The organism is Pseudomonas sp. FG35 (assembly GCF_057809295.1).
The window spans coordinates 37416-56858 of record NZ_JBMDJR010000010.1 but is presented as its reverse complement, the minus strand read 5'-3'; the positions used below and the strand labels follow the sequence as shown (position 1 = coordinate 56858).

Below are 19443 nucleotides of genomic sequence, written 5' to 3'. Positions count from 1 at the left end.
ACCATGAACGTCGATAAAAACCTGGAAAAAGAAGTCCTCACCCGCCTGTTGCATGCCCATCCGAGCGGCCTCGGCAAAGAGGTGCTGGACAATTATCGCGGCGAGAAAGTCGTGGCCAGTGCCCTCGCCGCCCTGCAGGAGCGTGGACTGATTCACCACGGACACATCACGTGCAATGAAGCGGGAGAGCATTCGCTGAATCTGCCGATCAAGCTCAGCGCTGCGGGTGTGGAAGCGGCCCGTAAACTCGATACCTGACGCCTCCAGTCACTGGCGCAGGCAGTGGTTGAATGCGCCGCCTGCGCCAGACCTCATTCAGAGATTCATCCAGCCACCAGGAGACTCGCCATGCCTCGTGGAAGCAAAGCCAAATACACTGAAGAACAGAAGCGCAAAGCCGAACACATCGAAGACAGTTATCAAAACAAAGGGATGTCCAAGGACGAAGCCGAGGCCCGCGCCTGGGCGACGGTGAACAAACAGTCCGGCGGCGGCGAGAAGGCCGGAGGTTCCGGGCGTCGGAAACCGGCCAGCGCCAAAGCTGCGGATCGCAAGGAGTCGGCGCGGCGCGCGACAGCAAGCCGCGAGGGACATTCGCGCGATAGCAAGGCTTCACGCGAAGTGCAGACGGTCGACAGCCTGCGCAAGGAGGCCCGGGAGCGGAAAATCCCCGGGCGTTCGTCGATGCGTAAAGATGAGTTGATTGCGGCGTTGCGCAGAGCCGGCTAGGTCCAGACTGGATGTAACGGATGAAGGCCTTATCGCTGGCAAGCGCTCCCACAGAAATCAAAGGGCTGGCAAAAACTGCACCCCCTACTGAAACCTATGGGAGCTGGCCTGCCAGCAATTGCGATCGTTCAGTCAGTGCATTTTTTGCTGATCAGCACATCAACCTCCGCCGTGCCAGGAGCGGTCGCCGGGCCCCAGCGAGTGACCGCTAACGCAGCCGCAGCGTTGGCGCGCCTTGCGGCTTCGTGAGCGGCCAGTCCTTGTGCCAGCCCGGCGACGAATACGCCGGCATGCGCATCGCCCGCGCCGTTGCTGTCCACTGCCTGCACCTTGAAGCCCGGCACATGCTGACGTTCACCGCACTGATGAATCCAGCAACCCTGCGGGCCGTCGCGCACGACCATCAGCACCTCAAGTGGCAGGTGCATGGTCAACCGGTCCAGCGCGGTTTCGATATCCGCCGCGCCAGTGAAGCGCAGTGCCTCGACGCTGTTGCTGGTCCACACATCAATGCGCGGCAGCAACGCCTGCATCATCGGTGAGTCCGGCGATTCCACCAGCGGGCCCGGATCGAACACCACGTTGATCGTCCTCGGCAGCGCCAGCGTCCAGTCCAGCAACGCCTGGGCCTTGCCGCTGTGCAGCAGGCTGTAGCCGCTGACGTAGACGTAGTCCCCCTCCTCGGCGGTGACGCTGTTCAGCTCCGCCGTCGTGACCTCGCCTTCGGCGCCGATGTAGGAAATGAAACTGCGCTCGGCCGACGCATCGGTCAGCGCCACGCAGATCCCGGTGTCACGTTCTGCAGGTTGTTCGATGCCGATGCGGATGCCTTCGGCGTTCATCGCCTGCCGTGCCAGATCACCGAAACGCCCATTGCCATGACGACCGAGATAGACCACCGGCAAGCCGTTGCGCGCAGCGGCAGCCATCACATTGAAGCCGCCGCCGGCTTCGAAACTGGCGGACTGCGCCAGCACGTCACCGCCGATCTGCGGCAGCGCATCCACGGCCATGACCAGGTCAATGATGACTTGGCCGGTATGCAACATCTTAGGCATGAGCATTCTCGGATTGCGCGGCGCGGCGATCTCTCGCCCCGCCGAGTACGAAGTAAATGCCGCCGGCGACCACGAACGTCACGATCCAGCCGAGGCCGTTGTGGCCCAGCCACGAGTCGGACAGGAAGCCCTTGAACCAGACATTTTCAGCCGTGGTGCCGATGGTGGTAAAACTGAAGCCCAGCACGATCGCGATCGCCCACGCGCCGAATGCGCGCCACTCGATGCCGCCGCTGTACCAGTAGGCGCTGCTCGGACTGACGTCGAGCAGGTCTTTGGGGCTGTAGTAGTGACGGTGAATCAGGTCGACCACGAAGATCCCGACCCACGCGGTGATCGGCACCGCCAGCAGGGAAATGAAGGTAATGAACGGGCCGTAGAAGCTGTCGGCGATCAGCATGAAGTAGATCGAACCGGCGAATATCGCAACGATGTCGACCACTACCGCGTACACGCGCTTGACCTTCAGGCCAAGGGTCAGCGTGGTCAGACCGGCGGAGTACACCGACAGGTTGTTCGACAGCAGCAGACCACCGAATGCGGTGATCAGGTACGGCACGGTCATCCAGGTCGGCAGCATGTCGCGGATCGCCACGATCGGATCAGTCGCCGACGCCAGATCGTTGTTGCCCACCGACAGCAGGCCGCCGAGGGTGATCAGCAACACCAGCGGAATCCCCGCGCCGAACGCTGCCGAAGCCACCAGGCGCACGGCTTTGACGCTGCGATGCTGATAGCGCGACATGTCGGCGCCAGCGTTGGCCCAGCCGATGCCGGTACCGGCGGCCATGGTGCCGATACCGATGATCATCGCGCTCATTGGTGCCGGCGTGGCGTTGAACACCGCGCTCCAGTCGATGGTCGCGCAGAGGAAGCCGCCGACCAGAATGTTCAGTGCGCCGAACACATAGGTCGCCCACTTCTGGATCACCAGCAAGGTGGCGTGGCCGAGGCCGGACACCGACAGGGTCAGCAGCACGAAAATCGCGATGAAAATCAGGGTCAGCACCGGCGCGCTTTTGGCTTCCACCGGCGAGCCGAACAGGATCGAGCACAACGACAGCAGCACGAACGCCGCCGTGGTGGTGTTGACGGTTTCCCAGCCCAGGCGCGACATCAGCGACACCAGCGTCGGGCCGATATTGCCGCGCACACCGAAGATCGCCCGCGACAGCGTCAGGCTCGGCGCACGACCGCGACGGCCGGCGATCGAGATGATCCCCACCACCGCGAACGAACCGGCAGCGCCGAGGATCGCGACGATGATTGCCTGCCAGATCGCCAGGCCGCGAAACGCAACCAGCGTGGCGCCCAGCGGCAGGCCGAGGATGGAAATGTTGGCAGCGAACCAGACCCAGAACAGTTGCAGCGGATGGCCGTTGCACTCGCCTTCCGGCACCGGTTCGATGCCCCGGGTTTCCAGTTGCCCGGCGCTTTGCCCGGTGTTCGATGAACTCATGAAAAATGCTCCTGTTTGCCTTTATTGTGGTTGTGGCAATGACGCAGAACGACAAGACATCCCGCCCCTTCCTGGGCCTGTCTGCGCGATCCATTGCGGGTGAGTATTCAGGATTTGCGGCGCGGCCATCTCGAGCAAGCTCGCTCCCACAAGTACGGCGTTACCCCTGTGGGAGCAAACTTGCTCCGGGCGGCGATCCGACGATAACGTCAGTTCAATCAGCGCAAGGCCAACAGCCCTGTCACCAACGGTTCCAGCTCCAGACCATTGACGGCCTTCACCGTCTCGATCATCGGCACCGGCCAGCTCTGCAGGCCCAGGCAGGCCCCGAGCATGGCGCCGAGAATCGCGGCGATGGTGTCGGTGTCGCCACCCAGGCTCGCGGCCATGCACAGCGCATCGAACGGCGTCATTTCACCGACCGCGACTTGCTGCGCGAGGGCGAACGACACTACGACCGATTCCTGCGACGCCACCGAGGTGCCGATCACGTCGTACAGCAGATCCGCGAGCAACACCGGGTCGCTTTCGACACTGATGCTGCGCGCCCAACTGATCCGCGACGCGATACGCCCGCCGGCCACCCAGTGCCCGTGAGACTCCGCTTGCTGGGCGATCTGTTGGCCGAGGTTCAGCGCCTCACCCAGATCCAGACCGTTGATGCCGGCCGAAACCACCGCCGCCACCGCCGCTGCGCTGGAAATCCCCAGCGTAGTGTTGTGAGTGACCTGACAGGCCTGCACCACCGCCGCGATAAAGCGTTCGGAGTCGGCGACATCCGCCGCGATCCCCACCGGGGTGATGCGCATCGCTGCGCCGTTGGTGGTGCCGTAACGTCCGGCCTCTTCCGGCGAGTGGCCGGCGAGGATCATTTCGATCGCACGTTTGGTCGACGGACCGAGCAAGTCCTGCGAGCCCTTGGCCTGCATCTCGGCTTCCCATTCGATCAGCCGTTGCGCGAGCACCGCCGGTTCGATCCGGCCCTTGCCTTCAACCAGCAACTCGCCGACCAGAATCGCCTGTTCGGTGTCATCGGTAATCGAGCCCTTGGGCATGTTCGCGGCAATCGGCTGCAAGGGGCCGGCGTCCTGCAGTTCGGTAATCTGGCCGAAGCGCTGCTTGATGGTTTCGCGGTTCAGGGATTGGGTCGGCATGCCCAACGCATCGCCGAGGGCCAGGCCGTAAAACGCGCCCAGGGCACGGTCAAGGGCGGTCATTTCGATTCTCCAAATTGCAGGTGCAGCCGGAAATGCACCGGGTCGAGCAGGCTTTCGACCTGTTCCATGAAACGGTTTTGCCGGTCATACGTGGTGCGCAGCGCCTTGAGGAATACCGTGCCTTCGGGACGGCCGAGCAGTTTGGCATCCACGGCGTTGAGCGGTTCGGCACCGATCCACTGATCGCCGCGCTCGCCGATGTAGCCGTAGGCGGCCAGGGTGATGGTCAGCGAGTTATCGATCAGGCCCACTCGCGGCAGGCTTTCCAGGCCTCCGCTGGCGGGCATCAGAGAGCGTTCAAGGGACACCGCCGTGCCATCGTTGGAACGGCGGCGACGTTCGAGAAGAATGAATTGATCGGAGCCGAAACGCGGCAACAGATCCTCGCGGGTCACGGCTTCCAGGCGCAACACGTCGGTATTGATCAGCGCCCCGCTGTCGGCCAGGGCCTGGGCCCAGCCGCTGCGCTGGTCGAGTACCACCCCGTCAAACGTGACGATGGAACCGACCCCGCTTTGCGTGGCGATGTAATTGCGCCGCTTCAGTTCGGCCAGCGCTTCGCGCAACGTGCCTCGGCTGACGTTGAATTCCTGAGCCAACTGATGCTCGCCGGGCAACAGAAAGCCGTCCTCCATGAGGCCGCTTTCGATGCGTCGGACGAGCTCGTCGACCACCCGTTGTTTCTTGTCAAATCGTACCTGTCTAATCATGTACAAAGTGATAACCGAAACGGGTTGAGACGGGCAAGGGAAATTTTGGGTGGGGTGACGGAAGGCGGGAAGATCAAGAGCGCCCTCATCGGAACGCCGCCCGCCTAGCCCTCTCCCGGAGGGAGAGGGAACTGAATGGGGGATATTTGGGAGATACGCCGACCTGAGCCCGCTCGCTGAATCCATAATCGACTGAATTATTCAGGTCAATGTAGAGCGCAAGACACCTCGGTCAGCTCCCTCTCCCTCCGGGAGAGGGCGGGGGGTGAGGGAGCTCTTGATCTCAGCGCTGTTTCAGACGGTCAATGACAACAGCCAACAGCAGAATCGACCCACGAATCACATACTGATAAAACGTGTCGATATTCTTCAGGTTCATCGCATTCTCGATAATCGCCAGAATCAAGACCCCGGCAATCACATGCCGGATCATCCCGATCCCGCCACTCAGCGACACCCCGCCCAGCACGCAAGCCGAAATCACCGTCAGCTCAAAACCCTGCCCGATCATCGGCTGCCCTGAAGTCATCCGCGAAGCCAGAATCACCCCCGCCAACGCACCAATCACCCCATGCACCGCGAAAATGATGATCTTCGTGCGATCAACATTCACCCCCGCCAGCAGCGCCGCTTCCTGGTTGCCGCCAATGGCCATGGTGTTGCGCCCGTAGGTCGTGTAGTTCAGCAGCCAGCCGAAAAACAGGAAGCAGACGATGGTGATCAGGATCGGCACCGGCACGCCGAACAACTGGCCGTTGCCGAACACGAAGAACGATTCCTGGGACACGCCCACTGCTTTGCCGTTGGCAAAAATGTAGGCCAGGCCACGGACGATCTGCATGGTCGCCAGCGTCGTGATCAACGCGTTGACCCGCAACTTGGCGATCACGATGCCGTTGATCAGGCCGACGATCAGGCCCATCACCAGCGCGGCGCTGACGCCGAGAAACACGCTGTTGGTGTCGCGCATCACCACCGCCGCGACCACCCCGGCGCAGGCGATTACCGAACCCACCGACAAGTCGAAATGCCCCGACGCCAGGCAGTACAACATGGTGCACGCGGCGATCCCGGTAGTGGAGATCGCCAGGCCCAGGCCACGCATGTTCAGCGGCGAGAGGAAGTTGTCGATCAGCAAGGTGCAGGCGACAAAAATGCCCACCGCCGCCAGCAGCATCACCCAGTCGTCGAGGAAGCGCCGCATATCCAGAGGTTTGCGCTCGGTCGGCAGAGTTTCGTTTTGGGTTGTCATCATAGTCACCTCTCAGTTCGCCACGCCGTCAGCGCGGTGGCGCGGCAAAGCCAGTTGCAGCAGGTTGGATTCGTTGGCCTGGTCGCGGCTGACTTCGCCACGCAGGGCGCCCTCGCACAGCACCAGAATGCGGTCGGAAATACCCATCACTTCCATCAGATCGCTGGACACCACGATTACCGAAATACCGTCGGCGGCCAGGTTATGGATGATCTGGTAGATCTCGGCCTTGGCGCCGATGTCGATACCCCGGGTCGGCTCGTCGAGCAGCAGGACTTTCATCGGCATCGACAGCCAGCGGCCGAGAATCGCCTTCTGCTGATTGCCGCCGGACAGGAACTTGATCTGTTGCCCGGCGTGGGGCGTTTTCACTTTCAGGGCCTTGATCTGTTTCTCGGCGTTGCCCTTTTCCCAAATCCCGCGCAGCAGGCAGCCGAGCCCGGAATGCGCACCGCGCGCACTGATGTTGATGTTCTCGGCGACACTGGCAAGCGGAATGATGCCTTCCTTCTTGCGATCCTCCGGGCACAGCAGAATCCCGGCGGCAATCGCATCGCGGGGCGAACGCAGCTTCAGTTCATGGCCGCGCAATTCCAGGCGTCCGGCGGTGTTGCGCTCCAGACCGCTGAGCAGCCGGAACAGCTCGGTGCGCCCGGCCCCGACCAGCCCGAACAAACCCAGAATCTCGCCCTTGTGCGCATCGAAACTGATCGGCTCGTGCAGGCCCGGGCCAAGCAAGCCATCGACTCTCAGCGCCACGGCACCGCGCGGGCGACCGCGATAATCGTAGATGTCCTGAATGTCGCGACCGACCATGCAGGTCACCAGTTGATCGTGGGTCAACTGGCTCATGTCGTCGAAGGTGCGCACGTAGCGACCGTCCTTGAACACCGTCACCGCGTCGCAGATGCGGAACACTTCTTCCATGCGATGGGAGACGTAGAGCACCACTTTGCCCTCGTCGCGCAGCCGGCCGATGATCGCCATCAACCGGTCGATTTCCCGCGCCGAGAGGCTGCTGGTCGGTTCGTCGAAGGCAATCACATGCGCGCCACGGGACAGCGCCTTGGCGATTTCCACCAGTTGCCGCTGGCCGAGGGACAGGCGTCCGACCTTGGTCTGCGGGTCGATTTCATCGGCCAGGCCTTTGAGGCAAGCCAAGGCTTGCTGGCGCAGCGCACCACGATTGATCAGGCCGAAACTGGCCGGCAGGTGACCGAGAAACAGGTTCTCGGCCACAGTCATTTCCGGCACCAGATGCAGTTCCTGGTGAATCACCGCCACGCCGCTGCCGATGCTGTCGGCAGTGGACTTGAAGGCCATCGTCCGCTCGCCGATCTGCAGCTCGCCGCTGCTCGGGATGTAGGCACCGCCGAGGATCTTCAGCAGGGTCGATTTGCCGGCGCCGTTCTCGCCCATCAAGGCGTGAACCTGCCCGGGATGCGCGACGAAACTGATGCCGTCCAGCGCCTTCACGCCCGGGAAGGTCTTGCCGATCCCGTTGAAACGCAGGCTGCCGCTGGCGCTGTGTTCTTGTGTCTGTACTTGCGCGTGCATTTAAGCCACCTCATCACACCGTTCAAGCGGCCCGGCTGGCCGGGCCGCCGCTGCCGTCAGTTCCACAGACCGATCTTCTCCAGCTCCTGCTTGAAGTTGTCGCGGGTGATCAGGGTGACGTCGTCCATTGCGGTGTACTTCGGCGGTTCTTTGCCGGTGGTGACCCACTCGTACATCATCTCGGCGGTCTTGTAGCCTTCGATGTGCGGGCTCGGCAGCATCGAACCGTAGAAGCCGCTGTTGGGCTTTTTCAGCTCGCCGATGGCGTCGGTGCCGTTGATGCCGATACCGATCACGTTGGCCGCGGCAAAACCGGCGGCTTCAGTGGCGCGCACGCCGCCGAGCACAGTGTTGTCGTTCATGCCGCCGATGATCAGGTTCTTCGCCGCACTCGGCAGCTTGACCAGCGCCGAGTTGGTGGCGTCCATGCTGCCTGGTACGTCGAGGGTTTTCAGGGCGGCGGTCAGAATGTGATCTTTCGGCATGCCCGCGTCTTCGAGGGCCTTCATCGAGCCGTCGGTGCGCTTCTTGCCGGTGTCGAGTTCGTTGTAGGTGTTGACCACCGCGTAGGTGTCTTTCCAGTCCCAGTTACGCTTTTTCGCCTCGGCAGCCATGGCGGCGCCCTGCTTCTGGCCGACTTCGAAGGCGGCCATGCCGAGGTACGGTACGTCTTCCATGAACTTGCCGTTGGCATCTACGAAACGGTCGTCGACGGCGATCACTTTCAGGTCGTTGAGCTTGGCCTTGGCCATGATCGCCGGGCCGAGCGACACGTCCGGCGGGCAGATGACGAAGCCCTTGGCGCCGTTGGCCGCAAGGCTGTCGATAGCGGAGAGGGTTTTCTCGCCGTCCGGCACGGCGATCTTGATCAGCTCGAAGCCTTTGTCCTTGGCGGCTTTCTCGGCGAAGGCCCATTCAGTCTGGAACCACGGCTCTTCGGCCTGCTTGACCAGGAAGCCGATTTTCACCGGATCGGCGGCCAGCAGGGCACTGCTCAGGCTGAACGCAGTGACCGCCAGCGCGGTACTGCACAGGGTACGAATCCCGAAACGACGTTTCATAAGCAGACTCCTTGTTATTTTTCTTGAGCGTTATTTGAAAAACGTTAAAGCGGTCAAAGCGTTTCCTGCGAATCATGACGACAATAGTCATATCGTATGATGATTGAATTTCAGGCGGACCTTTCCACCTGAAATCCGCTTTTGTCAGTCGTGGTACATCACCGAGCGACCACCATCGATGGTGATGCACGAGGCATTGATGAACGGCGCTTCATCACTGGCCAAGAACACCGCAGTCATCGCCACTTCAATCGGCTGACCGATGCGTTTGGGTGGATGCAGATCGAAAGCGCGCTGACGTTCGGCGTGCGGGTCGGCGAAACCGTTCCAGTAATCGACGTTGAGCTGGGTTTCGATGTAGCCCGGCGCAATCGCGTTGACCCGAATACCCTTCGGCGCGTACTCGATGCCCAGCGCGCGGGTCAGGCCGAGCAGGCCATGCTTGGCCACCGGGTACGGGAAGCAGCCGGGAATGATGTTCGTCGAATGGGTCGAGGCGATGTTGATGATGCTGCCGATGCCTTGCTCGATCATCTGCGGCAACACGGCTTTGCAGCCGTACCAGGCGCCGTCGAGGTCGATGGCGAAGCAGCGTTTCCAGTCTTCTTCGGTCATTTCCAGCGGATCACGGAACACATTGACCCCGGCGCAGTTGACCAGCACGTCGATGCGACCGTGCAGCTCGATGGCCAGTTTGGCCATGGCATGCAGATCCTGCTGACGCGATACATCGGCCTTGATCGCTTGTACATCGGCGCCCTGCTCGCGCCAGTGGGCGGCGACTTTCTCGACCTTTTCGGCCTGGATATCGCTGATCACCAGTTTGGCCTGCTGCGAGGCGAAGGTCGCGACGATTGCTTCGCCGATGCCTTGGGCGGCGCCGGTCAGCAACACAACCTTGTTTTTCAGACGCTCGCCTTTTGGTGGCTCGGGCACCGGTGGCAGGGACAGAGGTTCAGCCATGAATCAGGACTCCTGTTCGAAAGCATAAAAAAACCGGGCATCTGACGATGTCCGGTCTGGAAGGCTTGTGGAACAAAACAGGCGCGCGCACGCCGCGGTACCGAAACGGCCCGAAGCGCTGACTCCGCTGTGGAGTGCGATGAAAATTCGCTGCATCACTTCACCTGTTTTGTTCTTTTTAAGTGTGAGTGCGTGTTACTGCTGGAGCCGACTATAAACCCGACCGCCAAATAATCTCAATATATAATTTTGCATCCCATATTTTGGGATTTAACCAGCGAATCGCGTACAGAGCTTTCCGGCGACGTCCACTCGCAAAGACAGCACGGCGCCGTCCAGCGGGTGGTTCAGCGGACTTTTAGCGCTGGTGATGTACAGGGTTTTCAGGTCGGCGCCGCCGAACACGCAACTGGTCGGGCGGCTGATCGGCAGTTCGATCCTGCGGTCGATCTGGCCATCCGGTGTCAGGCGCAGCAGGCAGCTGCCGTCCCAGCGGGCGTTCCACACGTAGCCTTCGGCGTCCATCGCCGAACCGTCCGGGCCACCGTGCTGATCGGCGCTGTACCAAGGCTGGGCAGTGTCGAGGTTGCCGTCAGTGTGAATGAAATAGCGGTACAAGGTGCTGTCGAGGCTGTCGCCGAACAGCAGCGTGGTGCCGTCGTCGCTCCAGAGCAGCGTGTTGGGAATGCCCAGCCCCCGTAACAAGGGTGTGACCCTTTTATCCGGATCAATCCGGAACAGCCCGCCGGAACGACGGATGATCGGCAGATCCTCGCCCTGCTCGCCAATGTTGTTTTGCATGGTGCCGAGCCACAACCGGCCCTGGCCATCGCAACGCGCTTCGTTGGCACGGTTGCCCGGTTGCGGATCGGCGACGCAGAACAGCGTCAGTTGCGGTTCAAGCCCGGGGGAATCCAGATCAAGCCGGTAGACGCCGCTGCTCAGAGTCACCAGCGCATCACCGCTGGCGCAGGGAATGAACGCCGAAACGTGTTCCGGCATCTGCCAGATCTGCACGTTCTGCCCGATCAGCCGCAGCGCCTGCCTGCCGGCAATGTCGACCCAGTACAGTGCCTGGGTCGGTGCGTCCCAGAACGGGCCCTCGCCCAGTTGCGCCCGATGCTCTGTCACCGCAGTCCACGTCATGCAACCTCCTGTCTTGTTGTTTTTGTCAGCTGGCTTTCTTGTCGGCCATCACCTGCGGGTAGAACCGCTTGATGGCCAGGTCGGCATTGTCGATCAGGGTCATGCAGGCCCACACCCCCCGCGCGGCATCCCGGGCGGCGATGGCATCGGCCATGTCTTTATGGATAGGCAGTGTGCGGCGCAATTCGTCGGGATCGGCCGCCGAGACTTCGAAGGACACGGCGAGCAGCGCACCGAGGGCCGGCACCATTTGCTCGATGAATTGATTGTGGCTGGCGGCGAGAATGCATTCGTGGAAGAACTGGTCGGCGCGGTTGTAATCGATGCCGCTGTCGACCGCCCGTTCCAGCGCGTTGTAGGCCTGCCGCACGGCTTGCACCTGTTCAACGGTCGCCCGCTCGCAGGCCCAGCGCACCGCCATCGGTTCGATGGTGCGGCGCAGGTCGAGCAGGTCATCGACGAAATTTTCCGGCAGGCCGCTGCGTGACAGCCAGCCCACGACTTGCGGATCGAACAGGTTCCAGCGCTTGATCGGCAGCACCCGCGTGCCGACTTTCGGCCCGACTTCGAGCATGCCTTTGGCGACCAGAGTCTTGATGGCTTCGCGGATCACGGTGCGGCTGACCCCGAGCTGCTCGCCCAGATCGGCCTCGACCTTGATCGCCTGCCCCGGCTTCACCTGGCCGGCAGCAATCCAGGCGCCCAGCCAGTCAACCGTTGATGCGTGAAAACTGCTCGACATGGACACCCCGAAGCGATTCGCTGTGGGTGCCTACGCTAATCATCATACGATTGAGAGTCAACGACAAAAAACCGCAGCCTGTTTTCACAGACTGCGGTTTTTTATGGTTCGAGGCCGATGCGGAAGAACTCGCCGCCGCTCCAGACGCCGAGCCAGCGTTGACCTTCGATTTCACGGCTGACTGCGAGCTCGACCAATTGGTAGAACACGTTGCGGTGGATCAGCGCTTCGAGGTTGGTGCGCACATGCACGTAAGGGGCAGGTTCTTGCGTTGCAGGATCGATCTCGACGCGGATCGGATGTTCCGCGCCGGCCTCGGTGATTTCATCGACATTGGTGGTAAAGCGCAGCAGTTGCGCCTCCCCCTCGCCTTCCACCTCGACGGCAATCGCCACGAATGGCGCGTCGTCGACCTTGATTCCGACTTTCTCCACTGGAGTAATCAGAAAGTAATCATCGCCGTCGCGGCGGATGATGGTGGAGAACAGCTTGACCATCGGCTTGCGCCCGATCGGCGTGCCCAGGTAGTACCAGGTGCCGTCGCGGGCGATGCGCATGTCGATGTCGCCGCAGAAATCCGGGTTCCACGAGTGCACCGGCGGCAAGCCTTTGGTTTTGGGGATTTGCCCCAGCAGGTCATTGGCTTTTTGCGGGCCACTCATGGCGTACTCCTTGAATTACTGGTCCCCGACGCCCAGCAGGCTACGCGCGTATTGCGCAAGCGGTGGGCCGATCAGGTCTTCGGGCTTGTTGTCGTGGAACGTCAGTAAACCGCCACGACTCTTGATCCGTGCAGTATCAATCAAATACTGGGTGCTGGTCTCGATCAACATGATCTGAATCACGCCGCCGTCGATACCGAGGCGATCCACGGCTTCCTCGTCCAGCCATTCATCGGAGTTGCCGATGCGGTCGTCGGCCTTGGCGAAACGGGTGTACAGCAGGTAGTGAGCACCGGCATCGCGGGCCTCACCCATCGCCTGGTCGAGGCCTTCCGGCGCACGGGCGCGGCGGACCATCGGGAAGTATTCGACGAAACCTTTGAAGGCTTCTTCGGCGACGACGTTTGGACGCGGGTAAGAACCACCCGGGGGTGCGAACGAGCCTTGCGCAATGTAGATGAACGAATCCGGCTGAATGCGGAAATTGTTTACGCGACGGCTGTCGCTGTGATCCAGCAGCCCCGCGTCGCTCATCTGGTAGCGAGTCCCTTCGGCCATGTCACTGACAGTCATACAGCCGCCCAGCGCCAAAACGGCCAGCAGCAAAACCAGGCTACGCATCCTAATCCTCCAGAAGCCGGTGACGGAAAACCGGCGAATGGCCGTAGGATGCAGCTTTTGCGCCATTTCCAGATCTTCGTCGATTGTTCGATCGTAATCGCGAGCAGGCTCGCTTCCACAGGAGTCAGCATTTACCTGTGGGAGCGAGCCTGCTCGCGATGAGGATTTTCAGCCGCCGATGATCTTCATGACGGTCGCACCGCCGGAGAACGCGACTTCCTGCTTGTCGCCCAGCGCCTTGACCAGCAACCGCTGCAACGCCGGCAGCGCCTCGTGACGTGGCTTGTCGAGCAGGTCACCGACGTAGTGGCGGTTGCTCGACGACAGGCAGCCATGCAGCCATCCGGTGGACGACAGGCGCAGGCGCGAGCAGGTTCGGCAGAACGGCACGCTTTCGTTGGCGATCACGCCGAAATTGCCCAGACCGGGAATCGCATAGCGAACTGCCGTGGCATCCACTGGCGCATCGGTTTGCGCGTACTCGTAATGTTCACCGATCAGACTCAGCAACTGTTGCAGGCTGACGAACTGTTGCAGGAAGGCGTTGGAATCGGTGGCCAGGTGGCCCATGCGCATCAGCTCGATGAAGCGCAGCTCAAAACCGCGCTCGAGGCAGTAATCGAGCAGTGGCATCACCTGGTCGAGGTTCTGCCCGCGCAACGGCACCATGTTGACCTTGATCTTCATCCCCGCCGCGGCCGCCTGATCCATGCCATCCAGCACGGTGGCCAGATCACCGCCACGGGCAATGCTGCGGAACGCGCCGGCGTCCAGGGTATCGAGGGAAACGTTGATGCGTCGCAGGCCGGCATCGACCAGCAACGGGAGCTTTTTCGCCAGGAGCTGGCCGTTGGTGGTCAGGCTGATGTCTTCCAGCCCCATCTTGCCGACGGCGCTCATGAACGATTCGAGTTTGGGACTGACCAGCGGCTCGCCACCAGTGATGCGCAGGCGCTCGATGCCGGCGGCTTCGATCAGATAAGCCACGCCACGTGCCATGGCCTCGGCCGACAGTTCATCCTGCGCAGCCACCAGCCGCTTGCCGTTGGGCACGCAGTAGGTACAGGCATAATTGCAGGCTGAAGTCAGACTGATCCGCAAATTGCGAAAACGCCTGCCTTGACGGTCAACGATCATGAAGCACTCCGGCGATGGAAAATCGAGCGGCTAAAACTTGACTCACAATTCAAGTTTTAGCAAGCCCTATGCCTGAGTATATTCCTGCGGTACTGCGCCATGTAGCGAAAAACACGGCGCATAAGGCGACTGAATGATTCAGCCGCTTGGCGTTTCAGGGTCGCGCTTGCGCTTGTTGCCCATGCGCACGCCGATATCCATCAGGAACTGGAAGAAACCTTCCTGATCTTCCAGCACATTGCTCCAGAACGGCGAGTGATACAGCGCCACCGCGCCGTGCACCAGCGCCCAGGATGCGCAGTAGTGGAAATATGGCGGCACGTCTTCGAGCTTGCCTTCGCTGATGCGGCCCTTGATGAGCAGGGTCAGGCGTTCAAAGTTCGAGGCACGGATCTTGTGCAGCTCCTCGACCATCTCAGGGACCTGATTGCCCTTGACCACCTTCTCTTCCAGGCGATCGAACAGCCGATAGCGCTGCGGGTCGCGCATGCGGAATTCAAAGTAGGCACGGGACAGCGCTTCCTTGTCCTTGTCGACATCGGCCGAGTGCAACAGCTCGTTCAAGTCGCGCTCGTAATCGAGCATCAGGCGCAGATAGATCTCGGCCTTGGACTTGAAATGCTTGTAGATCGTGCCTTTGCCGATACCCACGGCATCAGCAATCATCTCGACGGTGACACTGTCTTCACCTTGTTCGAGGAACAGCTTGAGCGCGGTATCGAGAATTTCTTGCTCGCGGCGACGAAACTCACGGACCTTACGAGGTTCTTTGTGCATAAGAAAAGGTCTGTAGGGGTCAAAATTCGAAGCCGCGTATTATGCCTAACTTGCGCAAAAATGCACGGATCATCCGACCATATCTGTGTTTCTTGTTCATTTCACGAACGTTTCGGGGGGAATGAGAACATAACCGAAGCGAACGTATTCCAAATTTGTTTAAAAACCCCGGCCGGCCAACTGGACTCGGCGCCAGACTGATCAATACTTGAACTGTCGGGCGACATCTCCCCCAAGTGTCGCGCCGGTAAAGGTACCAAGGGACCGCGTGCCTTTGTTTTACTCCTAATGGTCTTAACCCGGATTCACCCCCCAGAACCCGGGTTTTTTTTGCCTGCGATTCAGGCTTTTACATGCGCCAGCGGAAACAGTCGCTTGAAGTTCTCGGTGGTCTGCTCGGCAAAACGCTCGTAGTTCTCGCCGCGCAGCATCGCCAGAAACTCTGCCACTTCCCGCACGTATTGCGGCAGGTTCGGTTTGCCGCGATACGGGATCGGCGCCAGGTACGGCGAATCGGTCTCAACCAGCAGCCGATCGGCCGGAACCTTGCTCGCCACATCGCGCAACGCATCGGCGTTGCGGAAGGTGACGATGCCCGACAGGGAAATGTAATAACCCATGTCCAGTGCCACCTTGGCCATGTCCCAGTCTTCGGTGAAGCAATGCAGCACACCCGCCTGAGGCAACGCGGCTTCGCGCAAAAGTTCGAGTGTGTCGGCGCGGGCGCCACGGGTGTGGATGATCACCGGTTTGCCGGTCTGCTGCGCAGCTTGCAGGTGCAATCGGAACGATTCCTGCTGCAGCTCGGCGGCTTCCGGCTCATAGTGATAGTCCAGACCGGTTTCACCGATCGCTACCACTTTCGGGTGATTGAGCTCGTGCAGCAGCCAGTCCAGCGCCGGCGCCGCGCCCGGCTGCACATCCAGCGGATGCACGCCGACCGAGCAATCGACGTCGTCGTAACGCTCGGCCAAGGCTTTGACATCGGCCGCGTTGTCGGCGCTGACGCCGATGCACAGGAAATGCCCGACGCCGCGTTCGCGGGCCGCATCCAGCGCGGCATCCAGGGAACCGTCGTGAGCAGCGAGGTCGAGGCGATCAAGATGACAATGGGAATCTACGAGCATAAAAAGGACTGCAACTTACATCGTATGAGTGGGACGGTCGGATTTCAGGGCTCCGGCCAGATGAGTTTCGATGCGACTGCGCGCAGTGTTGTCGCCATCGTTGAATTGCACGCCGACGCCGGCCGCGCGGTTGCCCTGGGCGCCTTTGGGGGTGATCCAGGCCACTTTGCCGGCCACCGGAATCTTCTCCGACTCGTCCATCAGGTTCAGCAGCATGAACACCTCGTCGCCCAACTTGTAGCTCTTGTTGGTCGGGATGAACAGGCCACCGTTCTTGATGAACGGCATGTAGGCGGCGTAAAGGACCGACTTGTCCTTGATGGTCAGGGACAAGATGCCGTTGCGCGGCCCCGGGCTGACAGGTTCATTCATGTTGACCTCCACTGCTGATGTTCAGAGTCTAGGTACACATTCTTATCTTTGGCCAGGCAAGCTCGCCCATTGCACCAGCAACGCTTCCAGCAGCAACGCCGCATTGAGGTTGGCCTTGCTCAGGACTTTCTGACGCTGGGCGAGGATCCAGTCCTGAATATCCAGCACTTTAGGCTGGGCACTTTTCTGCGCCAGGTACTGCACGACCTTGCGCATGTCGGTCAGGCCGAGGCCTGCTTCATCCTGGGTCAATTGATAGCGCAGGATCAGGCTCGACCAGTCGCAGAACCAGTCGAACAGCCGCAGCATCGGAATGTTTTTCCACTCCTCGGCCAGTTGCGTCGGCGATTGCTGCTGCTTGAGCAGCTTCTTCACGCCTTCCACCACCTGCGCGCGCTGTTCACGTACGCCCTGCCCCTGCAACGTGACGGCGGCCAACGGCGAGCCGGCGGCCAGGGTCAGCAGTTCGACACGTTCGTCTTCGGAACATTCCGGCAGTGCCTGAGCCAGCCATTGCAGGCTCACGGATTCGCTCGGCAGCGGACAGGCCTGTTGCACGCAGCGGCTCTTGATGGTCGGCAACAACCGGCTCGGCTGGTGGCTGACCAGCAACAGCACGGTATCGCCGGACGGCTCTTCAAGGCTCTTGAGCAAGGCGTTGGCGGCGTTGATGTTCATCGACTCCACCGGCTCGATCAGCACCACCTTGCGCCCGCCCAGTTGCGCGGTCTGCACCACGAAACTGACCAGATCGCGCACCTGGTCGACCTTGATCGCCTTGTCCGCTTCTTCCGGTTCGAGGATGTAATTGTCCGGATGGCTGCCGGCCTTGAGCAGCAGGCAGGATTTGCATTCGCCGCAGGCTTCAGGCGTCGGACGCTGGCACAGCAGGCTGGCCATCAGCCGCTCGGCCAGCGCGCGCTTGCCGATCCCGGCCGGGCCGTGCAGCAGATAAGCGTGGGCATGCTGAGTGCGCCCCGCCAGTTGCTGCCAGAGGCTGTCCTGCCACGGATAGGCCTCAGCCACGGCTCAGCTCCAGCAAATTCGGAATCAGGGTATCCAGTGATTGTTGAACCTTGACCAACGGCTGACCGGCGTCGATCCGCACGTAACGCGCCGGATCGTCTTCGGCACGCTTGAGGAACGCATTGCGCACGGCCTCGAAAAACTCACGGCCTTCCAGCTCGAAACGATCCAGACGACCTCGGGCACTTGCGCGGGCCAGGCCGATTTCCACCGGCAGATCGAAAATCAGCGTCAGGTCGGGACGCAGGTCGCCCTGCACGAAAGTCTCAAGCGCCGCGATGCGCTCCAGCGACAAACCGCGACCGCCACCCTGATAGGCATAAGTCGAATCGGTGAAACGGTCACACAGCACCACCGCACCACGGGCCAGTGCCGGGCGAATGACTTCGGCCAGATGCTGGGCACGGGCGGCGAACACCAGCAGCAGCTCGGTGTCCGGGTTCATCACTTCGTCGACCGGGGCCAGCAACACCTCACGAATGCGCTCGGCCAGCGGTGTACCGCCGGGCTCGCGGGTCAGCACCACTTCGATACCGGCGGCGCGCAGGCGCTCGGCGAGGTATTCGCGGTTGGTGCTTTTGCCGGCGCCTTCCGGGCCTTCCAGGGTAATAAACAAGCCAGTCACAGGCAGTCCTTAATCAAAGTCATTGCGTGTTTTGGGGAGCGGAGGCTTCCGGTTCCGGCGTCGGCGCAGGCGCTTGAGCGGGCGGCTGCGGCAACGATTCCGGTGCAGTATCGGGTGAGGCGGCAGGTATCGCCTCCTCGGCTTCCGGAGCGGCCTCGGGCGCTGTTGCAGGCGCCGGGCTCGAGCGGTAATCCGCGCGCCGCTTGAGCTGGTATTCGCGCACCGCGTTGTTGTGCGCGTCCAGATCATCGGAGAACACGTGGCTGCCATCGCCACGGGCCACGAAGTAGAGGCTGGTGCCATCCACCGGGTTGAGAGCCGCGTGAATGGCTTCACGTCCGACCATGGCGATCGGCGTCGGCGGCAGGCCGGGAATCATGTACGTGTTGTACGGCGTGGCTTCCTTGAGATGGGCGCGGGTCAGTTTGCCGTTGTAGCGGTCACCCAGGCCGTAGATCACCGTCGGATCGGTCTGCAACTGCATGCCCAACGCCATTCGGCGCACGAAGACGCCGGCAATCTGGCCACGTTCTTGAGGCACGCCGGTTTCTTTCTCCACCAGCGACGCCATGATCAGCGCCTGATAAGGCTCGGTGTAAGGCACGTCGGCGGAGCGTTTCTCCCACTCCTTGGCCAGCACTTCGTCAAGGCGATCAAAGGCTTTTTTCAGCAGTTCGGTATCGGTCACACCGCGCACGAAGCGGTAGGTGTCGGGGAAGAAGCGCCCTTCAGGGAACAGGCCCTTGTGACCGATTTTGGCCATCACATCACTGTCGCTCAGACCGTTGAGGGTCTGCTCGATCTTTTCATCTTTGGCCAGCGCGGCGCGCACTTGATGGAAATTCCAGCCTTCGACCAGGGTCAGGCTGTACTGAACCACATCGCCGCGCTTCCACAGGTCGATCAGGCCGTTGACGGTCATGCCCGGCTGCATGCGGTATTCACCACTGTGAATCGGCGTGCCGGCCAGATTGAAACGCCAGTAGACCCGCAGCCAGAACGCGTCCTTGATGACGCCATCGGCTTCAAGTCCAAGAAAAGTACGGGTCGGGGTGGATCCCTTGGGCACATCCAGCAGTTCTTCCTGCGTGATGTTCAGGGGCTGTTCCAGTGCCGAATGAATCTTCCAGGCGCTGGCGCCCAACAGCAGCCCTGCCAGAACCAGTCCGGTTTCCAGCAGCAGCAAAAGTTTACGTCTCACG

Annotated in this window: 21 protein-coding genes; 2 read left to right on the top strand and 19 right to left on the bottom strand. The window is 61.3% G+C overall.

Annotated features, from left to right (window positions below; translation table 11 throughout):
• The first annotated feature begins 3 nt into the window (after positions 1-3).
• Both ACODTD_RS20025 and ACODTD_RS20020 read left to right on the top strand, forming a co-directional pair.
• Complete coding sequence (locus tag ACODTD_RS20025) at positions 4-258, top strand: hypothetical protein (protein WP_011335416.1); 255 nt, start codon at positions 4-6, stop codon at positions 256-258.
• 90 nt (positions 259-348) lie between these two features.
• Positions 349-729 carry a Rho termination factor N-terminal domain-containing protein gene (locus tag ACODTD_RS20020; protein ID WP_011335417.1) on the top strand — a complete coding sequence of 127 codons (381 nt, stop codon included), beginning with the start codon at positions 349-351 and terminating at the stop codon, positions 727-729.
• Between the two features lie 128 nt (positions 730-857).
• Here ACODTD_RS20020 and ACODTD_RS20015 read toward each other — a convergent pair whose 3' ends face one another.
• The 19 genes from ACODTD_RS20015 to mltG form a co-directional block, all read right to left on the bottom strand.
• Positions 858-1787, bottom strand: a complete 930-nt coding sequence (locus ACODTD_RS20015) for a PfkB family carbohydrate kinase (RefSeq protein ID WP_201815870.1) — start codon at positions 1785-1787, stop codon at positions 858-860.
• Positions 1780-3246, bottom strand: a complete 1467-nt coding sequence (locus ACODTD_RS20010; RefSeq protein ID WP_489105120.1) for a purine-cytosine permease family protein — start codon at positions 3244-3246, stop codon at positions 1780-1782. Before ACODTD_RS20010 ends, ACODTD_RS20015 begins: the two co-directional genes overlap by 8 nt.
• A 218-nt stretch (positions 3247-3464) precedes the next feature.
• On the bottom strand, positions 3465-4463 hold the full coding sequence (locus ACODTD_RS20005) for an ADP-ribosylglycohydrolase family protein (RefSeq protein ID WP_011335420.1): 999 nt from the start codon (positions 4461-4463) through the stop codon (positions 3465-3467).
• On the bottom strand, positions 4460-5173 hold the full coding sequence (locus ACODTD_RS20000; RefSeq protein WP_011335421.1) for a GntR family transcriptional regulator: 714 nt from the start codon (positions 5171-5173) through the stop codon (positions 4460-4462). Before ACODTD_RS20000 ends, ACODTD_RS20005 begins: the two co-directional genes overlap by 4 nt.
• Positions 5174-5456: 283 nt before the next feature.
• Positions 5457-6425: an L-arabinose ABC transporter permease AraH gene (araH, locus tag ACODTD_RS19995; RefSeq protein ID WP_011335422.1), complete on the bottom strand. Its 969-nt coding sequence runs from the start codon at positions 6423-6425 to the stop codon at positions 5457-5459.
• A 12-nt stretch (positions 6426-6437) separates the two neighbouring features.
• Positions 6438-7982, bottom strand: coding sequence for an L-arabinose ABC transporter ATP-binding protein AraG (araG, locus tag ACODTD_RS19990; RefSeq protein ID WP_489105119.1), 1545 nt, complete (start codon positions 7980-7982; stop codon positions 6438-6440).
• 56 nt (positions 7983-8038) lie between these two features.
• Positions 8039-9043, bottom strand: a complete 1005-nt coding sequence (locus ACODTD_RS19985; protein ID WP_197869173.1) for a substrate-binding domain-containing protein — start codon at positions 9041-9043, stop codon at positions 8039-8041.
• A 144-nt stretch (positions 9044-9187) separates the two neighbouring features.
• The gene (locus ACODTD_RS19980) at positions 9188-10006 is read right to left on the bottom strand and encodes an SDR family oxidoreductase (protein ID WP_011335425.1); all 819 of its coding nucleotides are present in this window, start codon (positions 10004-10006) and stop codon (positions 9188-9190) included.
• A gap of 270 nt (positions 10007-10276) precedes the next feature.
• Entirely contained in the window at positions 10277-11152 is an 876-nt protein-coding gene (locus ACODTD_RS19975) for an SMP-30/gluconolactonase/LRE family protein (RefSeq protein ID WP_489105118.1), read from the bottom strand.
• Between the two features lie 25 nt (positions 11153-11177).
• A complete protein-coding gene (locus tag ACODTD_RS19970) occupies positions 11178-11894 on the bottom strand; it encodes a FadR/GntR family transcriptional regulator (RefSeq protein WP_064383471.1) in 717 nt (238 codons plus the stop codon).
• Between the two features lie 101 nt (positions 11895-11995).
• Complete coding sequence (locus ACODTD_RS19965; protein WP_285354774.1) at positions 11996-12556, bottom strand: DUF1285 domain-containing protein; 561 nt, start codon at positions 12554-12556, stop codon at positions 11996-11998.
• Positions 12557-12571: 15 nt separating this feature from the next.
• Positions 12572-13177: a DUF4823 domain-containing protein gene (locus ACODTD_RS19960; protein ID WP_064598539.1), complete on the bottom strand. Its 606-nt coding sequence runs from the start codon at positions 13175-13177 to the stop codon at positions 12572-12574.
• A 168-nt stretch (positions 13178-13345) separates the two neighbouring features.
• On the bottom strand, positions 13346-14314 hold the full coding sequence (locus ACODTD_RS19955; RefSeq protein WP_096820964.1) for a GTP 3',8-cyclase MoaA: 969 nt from the start codon (positions 14312-14314) through the stop codon (positions 13346-13348).
• Positions 14315-14452: 138 nt separating this feature from the next.
• Positions 14453-15091, bottom strand: a complete 639-nt coding sequence (locus ACODTD_RS19950; protein ID WP_201815896.1) for a TetR/AcrR family transcriptional regulator — start codon at positions 15089-15091, stop codon at positions 14453-14455.
• Positions 15092-15432: 341 nt separating this feature from the next.
• Positions 15433-16218 (bottom strand): TatD family hydrolase, encoded by a 786-nt coding sequence (locus ACODTD_RS19945; protein WP_201815898.1) that lies wholly within the window; start codon positions 16216-16218, stop codon positions 15433-15435.
• Positions 16219-16233: 15 nt separating this feature from the next.
• Positions 16234-16590: a PilZ domain-containing protein gene (locus ACODTD_RS19940; protein ID WP_011335430.1), complete on the bottom strand. Its 357-nt coding sequence runs from the start codon at positions 16588-16590 to the stop codon at positions 16234-16236.
• 42 nt (positions 16591-16632) lie between these two features.
• Complete coding sequence (locus tag ACODTD_RS19935; RefSeq protein ID WP_201815900.1) at positions 16633-17616, bottom strand: DNA polymerase III subunit delta'; 984 nt, start codon at positions 17614-17616, stop codon at positions 16633-16635.
• Positions 17609-18241 carry a dTMP kinase gene (tmk, locus tag ACODTD_RS19930; protein ID WP_011335432.1) on the bottom strand — a complete coding sequence of 211 codons (633 nt, stop codon included), beginning with the start codon at positions 18239-18241 and terminating at the stop codon, positions 17609-17611. Before tmk ends, ACODTD_RS19935 begins: the two co-directional genes overlap by 8 nt.
• A 19-nt stretch (positions 18242-18260) precedes the next feature.
• Positions 18261-19442, bottom strand: a complete 1182-nt coding sequence (gene mltG / locus ACODTD_RS19925) for an endolytic transglycosylase MltG (protein WP_011335433.1) — start codon at positions 19440-19442, stop codon at positions 18261-18263.
• Between the last annotated feature and the right edge of the window lies 1 nt (position 19443).

Excerpts from the sequence above, each read along its gene's own strand:
- ACODTD_RS20025 (WP_011335416.1), top strand. The coding sequence starts at position 4 with ATGAACGTCGATAAAAACCTGGAAAAAGAAGTCCTCACCCGCCTGTTG.
- ACODTD_RS20020 (WP_011335417.1), top strand. The coding sequence starts at position 349 with ATGCCTCGTGGAAGCAAAGCCAAATACACTGAAGAACAGAAGCGCAAA.
- ACODTD_RS20015 (WP_201815870.1), bottom strand. The coding sequence starts at position 1,787 with ATGCCTAAGATGTTGCATACCGGCCAAGTCATCATTGACCTGGTCATG.
- ACODTD_RS20010 (WP_489105120.1), bottom strand. The coding sequence starts at position 3,246 with ATGAGTTCATCGAACACCGGGCAAAGCGCCGGGCAACTGGAAACCCGG.
- ACODTD_RS20005 (WP_011335420.1), bottom strand. The coding sequence starts at position 4,463 with ATGACCGCCCTTGACCGTGCCCTGGGCGCGTTTTACGGCCTGGCCCTC.
- ACODTD_RS20000 (WP_011335421.1), bottom strand. The coding sequence starts at position 5,173 with ATGATTAGACAGGTACGATTTGACAAGAAACAACGGGTGGTCGACGAG.
- araH (WP_011335422.1), bottom strand. The coding sequence starts at position 6,425 with ATGACAACCCAAAACGAAACTCTGCCGACCGAGCGCAAACCTCTGGAT.
- araG (WP_489105119.1), bottom strand. The coding sequence starts at position 7,982 with ATGCACGCGCAAGTACAGACACAAGAACACAGCGCCAGCGGCAGCCTG.
- ACODTD_RS19985 (WP_197869173.1), bottom strand. The coding sequence starts at position 9,043 with ATGAAACGTCGTTTCGGGATTCGTACCCTGTGCAGTACCGCGCTGGCG.
- ACODTD_RS19980 (WP_011335425.1), bottom strand. The coding sequence starts at position 10,006 with ATGGCTGAACCTCTGTCCCTGCCACCGGTGCCCGAGCCACCAAAAGGC.
- ACODTD_RS19975 (WP_489105118.1), bottom strand. The coding sequence starts at position 11,152 with ATGACGTGGACTGCGGTGACAGAGCATCGGGCGCAACTGGGCGAGGGC.
- ACODTD_RS19970 (WP_064383471.1), bottom strand. The coding sequence starts at position 11,894 with ATGTCGAGCAGTTTTCACGCATCAACGGTTGACTGGCTGGGCGCCTGG.
- ACODTD_RS19965 (WP_285354774.1), bottom strand. The coding sequence starts at position 12,556 with ATGAGTGGCCCGCAAAAAGCCAATGACCTGCTGGGGCAAATCCCCAAA.
- ACODTD_RS19960 (WP_064598539.1), bottom strand. The coding sequence starts at position 13,177 with ATGCGTAGCCTGGTTTTGCTGCTGGCCGTTTTGGCGCTGGGCGGCTGT.
- ACODTD_RS19955 (WP_096820964.1), bottom strand. The coding sequence starts at position 14,314 with ATGATCGTTGACCGTCAAGGCAGGCGTTTTCGCAATTTGCGGATCAGT.
- ACODTD_RS19950 (WP_201815896.1), bottom strand. The coding sequence starts at position 15,091 with ATGCACAAAGAACCTCGTAAGGTCCGTGAGTTTCGTCGCCGCGAGCAA.
- ACODTD_RS19945 (WP_201815898.1), bottom strand. The coding sequence starts at position 16,218 with ATGCTCGTAGATTCCCATTGTCATCTTGATCGCCTCGACCTCGCTGCT.
- ACODTD_RS19940 (WP_011335430.1), bottom strand. The coding sequence starts at position 16,590 with ATGAATGAACCTGTCAGCCCGGGGCCGCGCAACGGCATCTTGTCCCTG.